General features: G+C 64.5%; 9 protein-coding genes. 7 read left to right on the forward strand and 2 right to left on the reverse strand.

Annotated elements, in window-relative coordinates; genetic code table 11:
- The first annotated feature begins 10 nt into the window (after positions 1-10).
- Both Q0568_RS14220 and Q0568_RS14225 read left to right on the forward strand, forming a co-directional pair.
- Positions 11-1,144 (forward strand): SseB family protein, encoded by a 1,134-nt coding sequence (locus Q0568_RS14220; protein WP_298867620.1) that lies wholly within the window; start codon positions 11-13, stop codon positions 1,142-1,144.
- Between the two features lie 70 nt (positions 1,145-1,214).
- Positions 1,215-2,279 (forward strand): ATP-dependent DNA ligase, encoded by a 1,065-nt coding sequence (locus Q0568_RS14225; protein ID WP_298867624.1) that lies wholly within the window; start codon positions 1,215-1,217, stop codon positions 2,277-2,279.
- On the opposite strand, the gene Q0568_RS14230 is transcribed toward Q0568_RS14225, so the two are convergent.
- Positions 2,280-3,275 carry an ATP-dependent DNA ligase gene (locus tag Q0568_RS14230; protein ID WP_298867626.1) on the reverse strand — a complete coding sequence of 332 codons (996 nt, stop codon included), beginning with the start codon at positions 3,273-3,275 and terminating at the stop codon, positions 2,280-2,282.
- Here Q0568_RS14230 and Q0568_RS14235 point away from each other — a divergent pair.
- From Q0568_RS14235 to Q0568_RS14255, 5 genes are all read left to right on the forward strand, one after another.
- Entirely contained in the window at positions 3,270-4,463 is a 1,194-nt protein-coding gene (locus Q0568_RS14235; RefSeq protein ID WP_298867628.1) for a tyrosine-type recombinase/integrase, read from the forward strand. The genes Q0568_RS14230 and Q0568_RS14235 overlap by 6 nt on opposite strands.
- Positions 4,464-4,726: 263 nt before the next feature.
- Positions 4,727-7,015 (forward strand): tyrosine-type recombinase/integrase, encoded by a 2,289-nt coding sequence (locus Q0568_RS14240; RefSeq protein ID WP_298867630.1) that lies wholly within the window; start codon positions 4,727-4,729, stop codon positions 7,013-7,015.
- A 44-nt stretch (positions 7,016-7,059) separates the two neighbouring features.
- Complete coding sequence (locus tag Q0568_RS14245; RefSeq protein WP_298867632.1) at positions 7,060-8,160, forward strand: ATP-dependent DNA ligase; 1,101 nt, start codon at positions 7,060-7,062, stop codon at positions 8,158-8,160.
- A gap of 261 nt (positions 8,161-8,421) precedes the next feature.
- Positions 8,422-9,270, forward strand: a complete 849-nt coding sequence (locus Q0568_RS14250; RefSeq protein ID WP_298867634.1) for a hypothetical protein — start codon at positions 8,422-8,424, stop codon at positions 9,268-9,270.
- Positions 9,267-12,392, forward strand: coding sequence for a DEAD/DEAH box helicase (locus Q0568_RS14255; RefSeq protein ID WP_298867636.1), 3,126 nt, complete (start codon positions 9,267-9,269; stop codon positions 12,390-12,392). The genes Q0568_RS14250 and Q0568_RS14255 overlap by 4 nt, the downstream gene beginning before the upstream one ends.
- Positions 12,393-12,978: 586 nt before the next feature.
- On the opposite strand, the gene Q0568_RS14260 is transcribed toward Q0568_RS14255, so the two are convergent.
- The coding region (locus tag Q0568_RS14260) for a hypothetical protein (protein WP_298867638.1) at positions 12,979-13,163 on the reverse strand (185 nt) is incomplete at its 5' end.

The following is a 13,163-nucleotide window of genomic DNA, read 5'->3' on the forward strand; positions in this document are numbered from 1 at the left end:
GCTGGCAGATATGGCCCTCTTCTCTCGCCGCAAGAAGTCCGACTCCCAGCCGGACGTCGAGCCCGAAGCCCCTGTCGACACCGCCGCCGACGAGGCTCAGCCCGAGGCGCCCGCCGCACCCGTCCCCTCCGTGGGCATCTCCGTGCAGGCGTTCCGCGGCGTCGGCGCCGATGCCGGCCCCGCGCTGGAGCTGCCTCCGGAGACCCCGGCGGTGACCGAGGCGGGCGCGGAGGACACCGCGGCGCCCGTCCAGGCTCCGAACTCCCAGTCGCGCCCCGGCGCACCCCTGGGGATGGGCGGCGTGAACCTGCCGCTCGCGCCCGCCGCGCCGCCGGAGCAGACCCACACCGTCGAGGGCCTGATCGACAACGTGCTGCTGCGCGAGGCCCTCGCGCAGGTCGAGGAGGGCGCCACCAACGAGCAGCTGCTGGGCGTCATGCGCCAGTCGCTGCAGGGGCACCTGTACCTGCGCGTGCACGGCGACGCTCGCGAGCAGATGGCCTCGGACCAGCCGCTCTCGATCAGCATCATCCGCGACGAGGACCAGTCGTTCATGCTCGCGTACAGCTCGGGCGCGGCACTGCAGGCGTCCGTCACGAGCGAGGAGGACGCGGCGTCCACCTCCGCCATCGCGCAGCCCGTCACAGCCATCTACCAGCAGGTCGTCGACGGCGGATTCACCGGCATCATCATCGACAACTCGTCCGGCCCGCACCGCGTGGTCTTCCCCACCGAACTGCTGCAGCGCGCGCTCGAGCAGGGCGACGCCGCCACGCGCGTCAAGGCTCTGCTGGCCGGTCCGCGCGACGAGGAGACACCTGTCAAGATCGCCGAGGCACTGGCGAAGACGCGCTCCTGGGTGGCCATCAACGACGGCACCAACGGTCAGCCGGTCGGCATCGCCGAGGCGCACACCACCGACGGCCGGCGCTTCCTGCAGATCTTCTCGCACCCGCTCGAGGTGGTGGCGCTGGGCCGCAAGGACCAGCCCATGCCTTTCGAGCCCGAGCAGCTGGCGAAGGTGCTCACCGATCACAGCGAGATCGCGGGCATCCTGGTCGACATCGCAGGTCCCTCCATCGCCATCGAGCGCGAGGACCTCAGCGCCGTGATGGTGCTGGCCGTCGACCTCGGCGAGGACTGAGTCGCGTCGGGTCGAGCCGATGCGGCGGATACCGCTGTCGCGGCGGCATCGGAGCACGTAGGGTCGGCACATGGCATCCGAGCGCGTGAGTCTGAGAGTCACCGACGCCGACGGCGAGCGCGAGGTCTCGCTGTCCAGCCCGAACAAGGTGATCTGGCCCGACGGCGGTGACGGCATCACCAAGGCGGAGTACGCGGAGTACATGCAGCAGGTGTCCGCGCCGTTCCTCGCGGCCAACGGGCATCGTCCGGTGTCGCTGGAGCGGTTCCGCGACGGCATCCGCTCTTCGGCAGACGACGGCGACCCCGGCGCCGGTGGGTTCTTCTCCAAGAATCCGCCCAAGGGCACGCCCGACTTCGTGGATGCCGTGATGGTCACGTACAACTCCGGTCGCAGCCACCCGCAGATCGTGCTGAACCGCACCAGCGCCATCGTGTGGGCTGTGCAGATGAACACCATCGTGTTCCACCCGTGGGCGTCGCTCGCGTCGAACACCGACAACCCCGTGGAGCTGCGCATCGATCTGGACCCGCAGCCCGGAACCGGCATCGCGGAGGGCATCGTCGCCGCACACGAGCTGCGCGCGGTGCTTCGCGAGGCGGGGCTGGAGCCGTTCATCAAGACCAGCGGCAACCGCGGCCTGCACGTGTTCTGCCCGATCGTGCCGGAGTGGGAGTTCCTCACGGTGCGGCACGCCGTCATCGCCGCCGGGCGAGAGCTGGAGAGGCGGATGCCCGACGCCGTGACCATGAGCTGGTGGAAGGAGGAGCGCGGACGGCGCATCTTCGTCGACTTCAACCAGGCCAACCGGGATCGCACCATGGCCGGGGCGTACAGCCCGCGCGCCAAGCCGGGTGCACCGGTGTCGACCCCGATCGAGTGGGATGAGCTCGACGACGTCGACCCGACCCGGTTCACGGTGCGGACGATCCCAGGCAGGCTCGCCGAGATCGGCGACCCGTGGGCGCGGATGCAGGACTCCCCGGGCCGCATCGACACGCTGCTGCAGTGGTGGGAGCGGGATGTGTCGAGCGGGCTCGGCGAGCTGTCCTTCCCGCCGGAGTTCCCGAAGATGCCCGGCGAGCCCCCGCGCGTGCAGCCCTCGAAGAAGGTCGCCGAGAACTGGCCGGACTGATCAGGCGAGGACGTCCGAGAGCGCGTACGAGGGGACGACCTCGAGCTGCGAGTACGTGCACGAGCGCGGGTCGCGGTCGGGGCGCCAGCGCTCGAACTGCACGGTGTGCCGGAACCGCGCGCCCTCCAACTGGTCGTAGCGCACCTCCAGCACGCGCTCCGGGCGCAGCCGCACGAACGAGACGTCCTTCGCGCCGGTGAACCGGGAGCGCTCGCCCTCGCCGGTCACGGCCTTGCCGGACTCATCGCGCTCCACCAGGGGAGCCAGGTCCTCGACGAGCTGCCGGCGCATGGCATCCGTCCACGCGGCCACGCCGCCCACCTGCCGCAGCTCGCCGTCCGCGCCGTACAGCCCCACCAGCAGCGAGCCCACGCCCGAGCCGCTCTTGTGGATGCGGTAGCCGAGGGCCACGACATCCGCCGTGCGAGCGTGCTTGATCTTGATCAGCGTGCGCTTGCCGGGTGCGTACGGATCGTCCAGCGGCTTGGCGACCACGCCGTCGAGTCCCGCGCCCTCGAACTCCGCCAGCCAGCGGCGTGCGAGGTCGGGGTCGTTGGTCGTGCGGGTCAGATGCAGCGGGGAGCGGGCGCCCGCCAGCATCCGCTCCAGCCTCGCGCGTCGCTCGCGGAACGGGAGTCGCTGCAGATCCTCGTCTCCCTCCACCAGCAGATCGAAGGCGACGAACATCGCCGGCGTCTCGGCCGCGAGCTTCGCCACCCGCGAGGCGGCGGGATGGATGCGCTGGCTGAGCGCCTCCCAGTCCAGGCGCTGGTCGCCGGATCCGGTCGTCACGACGATCTCGCCGTCCAGCAGGCAGGGGCCGGGCAGGAGCTGCGGAAGCTGTTCCACGAGCTCGGGGAAGTACCGGGTCAGCGGCTTCGCGCCGCGCGAGCCGATCTCCAGCGCATGGCCGTCCCAGGCGATCAGCCCGCGACATGTTGACTGAACTCTTTCGGGTGGCTCGGCGTGTTCATTGGACTGAGGTGACGTGTGCATGCCAACGTGAGGATCATGGGGCAAGCACCGCTGGGGCTGGGTAAGGTGGCCGCGTTTGACGATGGCGTGCCGTACCGCGTGCTCTTCCCGAATGAGGAGCATCCCGAAGTCACGCTATTTCTGCGAGAAAAGCTAGCATCCGATAGCCCACCTTCGACGTTGCGTAGCTACGCGTACGACTTGTTGCGTTGGCTGCGTTTCTTGAACGACAGGTTCATCCCATGGGAGAAGGCCGAACGAGCTGATGTGCGAGCGTTGGTCGAGCACATGCGAGCGACTCCCACGGCGAACGCGCTGAGGCGGAATCTGGATCCTCCGAAGATCAACGGTTTGACGCACAAGAGTGCACCGGCTGTGACCTTCGCCCCGCGCACAATCAATCATCAGCTCACCGTGCTGAGGGAGTTCTACGAGTTCGCCCTCGAGGCAGATCTTGGCCCGTTAGTGAACCCGGTTCCGGCCGGGAGGGCCCGCCGGACGGGGCGCCACGATGCTCACCACAATCCGATGTACGACTTCTCACGGCGGAAGCGCGCTGTCTACCGGCAAAAGGAGCCGAAGCCGACCTGGCGGGGCATCCCCGACGACCCGATGGATCTCATCTTCGGTGCTTTGAAGAGCAATCGTGATCGCGCATTAATGTCGTTCTGGCTGTCTAGCGGAGTGCGTGCACAAGAACTTTTGGGCCTAGTCCACGGCCAAGACTACGACTTTGGAGCCATGACGCTCACGGTCGAATCGAAGGGCTCGCGGGCCCGTGAGATCGTGCCCGCGAGCCCCGACTCGTTTGTATGGTTGGGTGTCTACATGCGGGAAGGTCAGCCCGCGAATCCCGGGGACGCAGTGTGGTGGACGTTGCAGGGTTCGCCGCGTCGGCCCTTGAACTACCACGCAGCCCGAGCGATGTTTGCTCGCGCGCAGAAGGCGCTGGGCTCGAACTGGACCTTGCACGACCTGCGGCACACTGCTGCTGAACGGTTTCTCGCAGATGGCAGTTTCTCACTCGTGGACGTACAGGCCATCCTCCGGCACGCCAACATCAGCACCACTACGATCTACACACAGCCCAGAATGGAGGACCTCGTGGCCAGAGCGCTGGAGTTTTACGCACGGCCGAAGGGTCCATCGCCGACGGTCGAACCGGCATACGACGAGGCCGCCGTCCGCGAGTTGCTGGGCCTGAGTTGATGCCCGAAGTTCCCGAGGGCGATGCCCTACCGCCGACGTCTCCAGACCGACTCGCTTTGACCGATGCTGCAGTCAGCGTGAGGAACGCAGCGCGAACGGCTGCGTTGGAAACGCGCCGAAGGTCACTAGCGATTCGCAAAGAGGTTGTTCCGCCGGACCCTGCGGTCGATGGCCTCGGCCGCGCGCGTCACGTCGTCGGCTATGACTGTGGGGTCGCTGCACCACTGGCTCCCGACGACTCTCCCATTCAAGAAGCCCAGCGAATGCGCGTGGAAGAGACTGCGGCGTACATCCGTGAGGTAGTAGAAGGTGATGCTCAGACCACGACGAAGCATATAGCCCGGCGTCGTCGAGCCATCGTCGCCCTGCTTCGGTGGCTTGATGAGTTCCCGGGCGACACCTGGGAAGAGCGGTGGCTTCTCAGCGGTTTGGACGCCGCTCCGAAGACCTGGGCGGCCACGGTCGGAGGGGATGTTGACCAGCTAGCCCGAGTCTTGGTCGGTGCGCTGAATGCACTGCTGCTCGCTCGAGTCGTCCGGCCGTCATACTCGTGGCAGCTGTCAGCGGTGTATCAAAACAGGAACTCGTCGTTGTTCCTGGAAATCCATGAGCCGGAGGCGATTGAGCGCTTGCGCTCTTTGCCCGCGTATCAGGCGGCCAATGACCTCGCTCAGCGAAATGCCGAGATGTGTATTGCGCGTGTCCTCTTGCGCACTGGGAAGCGGATCGCTCAGCTCCGTGGTGAGGATCTGTTGGCGTATGCCGACGTCGTTCGGAGCTCGTACCGTAAGCATCGAGAGCACCTGGCATGGGAACTGCTTGTCGCTCTCGGACCGCTGGCGTCCGAGCCGCCGACGCTCCGGGGCGCGTGGGCGTCCTCCACAAGATCGCGCCAGCACACTGTGACAGGCCTCGTTCAGCGGTACGGCATCCCGGAATCCCCGGTGCGCGAGTTGCTCATTGACTACCTGAACGAGGTCAAACCAGGAATGGACTATGGATCTCTTGAAGGCCTTGCCTACAAGCTGGTGCGGGTGTTCTGGTGCGAAGTGCTGGCTATCAACCCTGACCAGACAGATCTTCGGCTGAGCAAGGAAGTCGCGACCGCCTGGATGGAGCGGCTGCAGACCACCATTGACGGGTCGCCACGACAAGACACCGGATCGGTGCTCTTCTCGGTGCGCGCTCTGTACCGCGACCTGAGCGAATGGTCGTATGAAGAGCCGGGTCGGTGGTCGTTATGGGTAGCGCCGTGTCCGATCCCGCGCGCCGTGTCGCGCTCGCATGCGAAGAAGCGTCGGCAGGTGGAGTCGCGGATGCAGGCTCGCACTCGCATGCTCACTCCCAATCTCCCCAAGTTCGTCGAGACCGCTCGCGACATGAAAGACCGTGGGCAGAAGCTGCTCGCCGCGACGCTCGCGGCGCGAGACGGCGACGAGTACGAAGTGGACGGTTGGACGCTGGAACGGTTGGATCGACCGGTTCCGAAGGGCATGCCAGCGCGCACGAATGTGTGGGCGAAACTCATCGCTGTCGCCCCGGGTGTCAGGCCTCCTCGGCTCGATAACGGACGAGTGAATGTCACGCGCATCGAAGAAAACAGCTTCTGGGGCTGGGCGGTGACAGAGACCCTCGCGGAGACCGGGCTTCGTATCGAGGAGCTGACCGAGCTTTCTCAAATGTCGATGCGCCAGTACGTGCCGTCAACGACAAACACCATCGTCCCGCTCCTTCACGTCGTACCGTCCAAGACTGACACCGAACGGCTGCTTCCGATGAGCCCTGAACTGGTGAAGGTGCTGGTGGAAGTGCAACGCCGGGCCAAGGACGGCTCGACCGTTATTCCGCTGTCCGTGCGATACGACAACGACGAAAAGACCTTCAGCGATCCCCTGCCTCATCTTTTCGCCCGCCGCGTCGGCGCACGTCAGGAGGTCGTGTCGAAGGCCTACGTGCGGGACCGCCTCCTTGAAATCGCTGACCACGCTCGCATCGTCGATGTCGGCCAGAAGGTCACTCTCACGCCGCATGATTTCCGACGACTGTTCAGTACTGAGCTGGTGGCGAGCGGGCTGCCGCTCCATATCGCGAGCAAGCTGCTCGGCCATCTCAATCTGCAGACCACACGTGGATATACCGCGGTATGGCCCGAACACGTCCTGGAGGCGCACCACGCGTTTGTCGCACGCCGCCGGACCTTGAGACCCTACGGAGAGAATCGCGAAGCGACGGAGAAGGAGTGGGCAGACTTCGAGAACCACTTCTTGCTGCGCAAGGTCGCTCTGGGAGATTGCCGACGTCCCTTCGCCACGCCATGCGTCCACGAGAACGCCTGCGCGAAGTGCCGGTTCCTCGATGTCGACCCCTACGGGCTCGGCCGGCTCGAGATCATGGAAACCAACGCGGAGGACCGCCTCGTCGAGGCACGCGGGCAGGTCTGGTTGGGCGAAGTCGCAGCGCTGGAGGAGAGCCTCGTCCACATTCGCAGACGGAAGCAAGAGGCGGAAGCGAAGATGGCGAGGATTCGAGCTGGTTCCGACGACCTGATCTGACGCCAACGCTTGGCGGCCGGACTCCACCTCGCAAGGATGTATTCATGGATCTTCCCGTGATGCCGCCACTGAAACCGATGCTGGCGAAGGCCGTGTCCGACATCCCGGACCTTGGGCACACGGAGCCCAAATGGGATGGCTTCAGGACGATAGTGTTCCGCGACGGCGACGAGATTGTGTTGGGCAGCCGCAACGAACGCCCGATGACCAGGTACTTCCCTGAGGTGATCGAAGCCCTGAAGGACAATCTCCCGAGCCGGTGCGTGGTTGACGGTGAGCTCGTGGTCATCGCCGATGATCGATTGGACTTCGACGCGCTGCAGCAGAGAATCCATCCCGCCGACAGTCGGGTGCGAAAGCTTGCAGAGCAGACTCCAGCCTCCTTCGTCGCGTTCGACCTCATCGCTGAGGAGAGCACCGATCTGATGCGCACTCCGTTCGAGGAGCGACGAGTGCGCCTTGAGTCCATGCTGGCGAACCGCCAGCCGCCCATCTTCTTGACTCCTTCGACGTCGAGCCTCGATACGGCTCGCGAGTGGTTCGCCCGGTTCGAAGGCGCCGGTCTTGACGGGGTTGTTGCCAAACCTCGCGACGGTACCTATCAGCCTGACAAGCGCACGATGTTCAAGGTGAAGCACGAGCGGACTGCTGACTGTGTGGTGGCCGGCTATCGACTACACAAATCGTCAACACCGGACAGGCCGTTGCTGGGGTCTTTGTTGCTCGGGCTGTACGCCAACGGGATTCTTCAACACGTTGGCGTCGCGGCATCCTTCACGGCCGCCCGCCGCGCCCAGCTGGTTGAGCAGCTGCGTCCGTTGGAAGCGGGCACTGAGCGTCACCCCTGGACGGGAGGCGCTGTGACATCGAATCCGGACCGGCTGCCGGGCGCACAGAGCCGATGGAGCCAGGGCAAGGACCCGTCCTTTATTGCAATCCGGCCCGAACTCGTTGTCGAGGTCGCGTACGACCAAATGCAGGGTGCGCGGTTTCGGCACACGGCGCAGTTCCGTCGCTGGCGTCCGGACAGGGATCCCACATCGTGCTCGTACGATCAACTCGAGCAACCCGTTGGTTTCCGCCTAGCGGACATCCTCGAAGGTGGGATCTGCCGGGCTCAGCCATCTACCAGACGCGGATTCTGATGAGTGCCCTCGCAACAGCAGACTGCGCTGTACTTAGGGAGTACTTGCCGATATATCTGCAAGAGACGACCATGACCTGGTCTTTGCATCGCAGTGAGTTCACGCACGGAACGAGTCAAGACGGGTGTGGCCATGCCGTGGCTGACCTACCTCTCCCTGAGGACGACACCCCGCCGACGCCGGAGGCCGCTGCGCGGCCGCGTCGGATGCCATGGCTATGCTTGCGTTCATGGGGGCATTGATGGGCGCAGGGGGACGTTGGTGAGCGACGGAATCTCGTTCGCGCTTGATGAGCACGGCGTGGATCCACATCGACTCGTCATCTTGTCGGCGACTGATGACGACTGGCTCGAGCGTCTCGCGGCGATGTACCGAGTTCTCCGCACCGCTCGCCGGCTGCCCGACCCCGTGCCGGGAGCCCTGCCACCGCTCGCTGGGGTCGATGTTCTTGACACGACGCGCTTGAACCGCATGCTCGCCGATACGCAGATCGCTAAGCGGAGGGGTGGCAACTTCGACGTACTCCGCTCCGATCTCGCCGAAGTGCTGCTTGGCCACGTCGGAGAACGTCTCGGCGGGTTTCGTTATGGTTACATTTCAGTGCGAGACCGGGAGTCGGCACGTCAGCCCGGGCGAGGCATCGACCAAGTCGGAGTGCGCATAGACGAGAACGATGCCATTCATCTCATGCTCGGGGAAGCCAAGGTGTCGAGTGACCCCACCGCACCGCCTCGCGTCGTCGACTACAACGACGACTCACTCAGCAAGTCCCACGCGAAACAGCTGGAGATGCGCGCCAGCACTCTCGAGCGCATCATGCAGGCCTATCGGTACTGCACCGATCCGGAGACGCAGACGCTGTTCGGTTTGGCCGGGATGCAATTCGAGGACATCGACCCTAGGCTCATCGTGCATCTCACGAGCCTGCTCGTGCGGCCCTCTTCTCTAGCCGCGCCAGCGGATTTTGGGTCGTATGCTGATACGCCGGACCAATTCACCCCTGGCGTTGTCGAGTTCTACCTCGTAACCACGGACACGGACGACATCGAAGCTCTCGTCGACAAGTTCGCTGAACTCATCGGCGTTGGCTCAGAGGAGGACGCCGCATGAGCGATCTCCGATCTGTGTTGGAGGCCTCGGGAGTTCACCAGATCAGTCGTGACGCGGAGCAAGCGTCCATCATTCAGCGTGTGATGCCCTCCGGCGGATCGAACCTGATGAGGCGCTCGCTTGCTCGCGCTGCAGACGTGCTTGAAACGCGGGCGCTCAGTCTGACGGGCAAGGAGCAGACCGCCCTCTTCTCCCAAGCATTCGCGTGCTGGCGTGACGTCGCGGATGCGGGCGTCGCCGAAGTTCTTCTGCTCGAAGATGGCTACCTCGACCGGAACCTTGCTCTCGCGTTCCATCTCGGCGTAACGGGTGTGCTTGCGGAGCGTCCCAGCGAAGCGGAGCATGCGCTGGCTCAGGCACTGCCGTCGGCGTCGGAAATCCGGGCACGGCTCGCAACCGATTCACCTCAGGACTGGCGAGATCTTCTTCTCCGGGATGTAGCGGTGGCCGTCATCCTCCTGATCCGAAAACATGACGGCTGGGCGGATGTTCAGCTTGCGCTTGAGCTGATGGACGGTCTTCGGGCGAAGCAGACCGAATGGGAAGAGGAGTACCTCGACGGAGGTGACGACACGTACGCGGACCGACGCGTGATGGAGTTGGTAGCGTGCTACCACCTCGCCCAGCTCGTGACGACGACAGGCACATATCTGCAGTCGGGCAATGGCGGACGCGGGCGGGTCGTTGCCGAGCTCGAACGTCACCGCGACCGTGCTCTCGAAGCAGCCGAGCAGATCCACGACGGCGTCCTTTCTCGGCTTGCGCGCATGACCTCCGCGGTGGCTGTGGTCATGGTTTCCGGTTCTGTGTGGGCCCAACTAGGGGGTGTCGGCGCGAAGGTCGAAGAGTTCGCGTCCCAGCTGGCGAGCGCCGCAACAGCAAAGCCGCTGTTCGAACTCTGGCCATCTCAGAAGAAGGCGCTGCAGCAGCGCCTTCTCGATCCGTACGCGCGCGCCGTGGTGGTGGAGATGCCGACCAGCGCCGGGAAGACGCTGCTCGCGAAACTGTCCATCGTTCAGACGCTCGCGCTGAACCCGCAGTCAACCATCGCGTATGTCGTTCCCACGCGCGTGCTCGTGAATCAGGTCATGGACGAGCTGCGGCGAGACCTCCGAGGGCTCGGCTACACCGTCGAGCAGGCCACGCCGGCCGTCCAGATCGACCCTACCGAGGATGCGCTCCTCGAGAGGCCGCCCTCCGTTCTCGTTACGACACCCGAGAAACTCGACCTGCTGATCCGCGACGGTCACACCTCGGTCGCCAACCTCTCGCAGGTAGTCGTAGACGAGGCCCACAACATCAGTGACGGTGTACGAGGAGCTAAGCTCGAGCTTCTGCTCGCAACGATTCGACGAGACCGGGCGAACGTCCGTTTTCTGCTTCTCTCACCTTTCCTTCCTGGATCGGAGATGCTCGCTGATTGGCTCGGAGACAACGAGCGCGCAACGCCCATCCGTGTGGAGTGGCGGCCCAATCAGCGCGTCGTGGCATCCATTGACGTGCATAAAGTCAAGAATCTCGACTACAACGTGTTCCTGGAGACAGCCGAGGCTGCCGACAACAGCAATCTTCCGGCCGGCTTTCGCATGCAACTAGGCAATGAGCGCAGTCGCCCAGGTTCGCTGAAGGAACTCACCGCCATCGCGACGGGCGCACTCCGCCATCGTGAAGGGGTCACCCTCATCCTGTGCCGGGGCAAGTCCACTGCGATGACCCGGGCAGAGGAACTCAGTGCCAAACTGTCACCGACACCCGGCTCCGACTTCCGCGATGCGGTCATAGCGCACGTGCGCGACGAACTCGGGGCGAACAACCCACTCGAGCCGCTCCTGATTCGAGGTGTCGCGTATCACCATGCCGGAATGTCGCACGAAACGCGCCGGCTCATTGAGCAGCTCGTCAACCGCGGCGAGATCCACATCGTGTGCGGAACGACGACCCTCTCCCAAGGCGTGAACTTCCCCATCAACAACGTCATCATCGAATCACGCCAGAAGGGGCGTGGAGGCGAGATGACCTTCGCTGACTTCTGGAACACTGCCGGGCGCGCGGGCCGGGGACGCCTCAGCGACCTCGGAGTGGTCGCATACCCGGTCACGAATGACGCCCAGCGCGAGAGCTGGGCGGACTTCTTCCGCAAGGAGGCAGCCGAGGTTGCCTCGCAGCTCGCCGGACTCATCGAGAACGTCGACACCATCGCCGAGAACCTCGACTATCGGACGCTCTGGGCACACGAGACGCTGTCACCGTTCCTGCAGTACCTCGCCCACGCGATGAAGGTGTCGGGGGCGAAAGACGCCGCGCAAGACGTTGAAGACCTCCTCCGGAACAGTCTCGTCTACCGCCAGGCCGTAGCCAAAGACCAGGCGCTGGGCGCTCGACTAGCGAGGCTGTGCCGCGCCTACCTACAGCGGGTGGCCCCCAACCCGGGTCTCGTCGCGCTCGCGGATGGCACTGGATTCTCCACTATCACTGTCGACGTCCTCCGTCACCGTGCCACGCGCGACGCCAGTATCAACGACCACGCGTCCTGGATCCCCACCGAACTATTCGGGAACGATCTCAGCGTCCTTACCGACCGCATAGACATGCTCGGCTCTTTGCCGGAGCTCGACATCGGAAACGACGACCTGAACGGTCCCTTCAACCCAGCCCGCATCGCAAAGATTCTCCGGGATTGGGTCTCCGGAACGAGCATGGAAGAGATGGTCGCTAAGTACGGCGATCCGAGTCAGCTCCCATATGCGCGGTCGGCCAAGTTCGCGAGCTACGTTTACTCCACCCTTGCATCGAACGCGAGCTGGGGAATGGGCGCTTTGCAACGTGTGGCGTGGGCCGGCACGGAGACTGATGAAGGAGACATCGGGGCGTACGTGCCATCGATGGTGTTTTACGGTGTCAACACGCGAGAGGCGATCTGGATGCGCATGGTTGGATTGCCACGCGAGGCCGCACAACGTGCCGCATCCGCTTGGTCGGCTGCTGGGCGCAGCACGCCCGAGTCCTACAATGAGTTGCGGGAGTTCGTCAGCGGCTTGTCCGCTGGAGAATGGGATCGTTACGGCGGAAGCAGCAACGTCAGCGGCGAACAGATGAAGCTGCTCTGGAACGAGCTTGGTTAGGTTGCCCAGGACGCCGGCTCACTCGATCATCGGCTCGTACTTCCGTCGTCGTGGCTGCTTGTAGTACTTCCTTCCACACGGTCACCACAGTGTCGTCCCCGTCTGGCGGTATGACAGCCATCCGTCATCGGCTCTTTCTGCCTTCAGTGACCTAGTCGTCGTACCGGATGTGTCGCGAGGATGCGCGCGAGCGGAGCCAGGTAGCCGCTTACCGGTGCCGCCCGATTCACGTACCCCGCCGCGAGTGCGGTCTCTTCGCGGACGTGGACCCGTCGGGCATCTGCAACGCGGCAGCGGGCCAACTTTGCTCTGAACGTCGAAGTCAGAAGCATCGCTATCGATGCGTCGTCGCCGGAAGATTGATGGCTTGATCTGGCCTTTCCGAACCGGTCTGTAGGCGTAGAGGGACGTGCCTATCGCTCAACGACGACGCAGCAAGTTTCACGGAGTCCGCACTTGTGGCGCCTCATCTGCGGGCCGGCGTGGTTCTCTGCTATCGGAGGCGTCTCGGGAGCGTCGCGATTGGATGTGGCCAGTTGCATCCAAGATGCACCTACTGCAACCGAGCCCGGGAGCGACTGCCACCTCATGAGAATCGGGCGAGGGACAGAGAGAAGGCTGCCAGTATCACGGCGCTCAGGGCCATGGCCGTGTAGGAGCCGGTGGCGGCTGCGAGCAGGGGGCCAAGGGCGGGGCCGACCGCGCTGATGAGGGTGATGAGCATTTGGAGTCTTGAGGGCCACTGATTATTGCGGTTGGGTGCCAGTCGAT

Source organism: uncultured Microbacterium sp. (assembly GCF_937927635.1).
Taxonomy (GTDB): domain Bacteria; phylum Actinomycetota; class Actinomycetes; order Actinomycetales; family Microbacteriaceae; genus Microbacterium.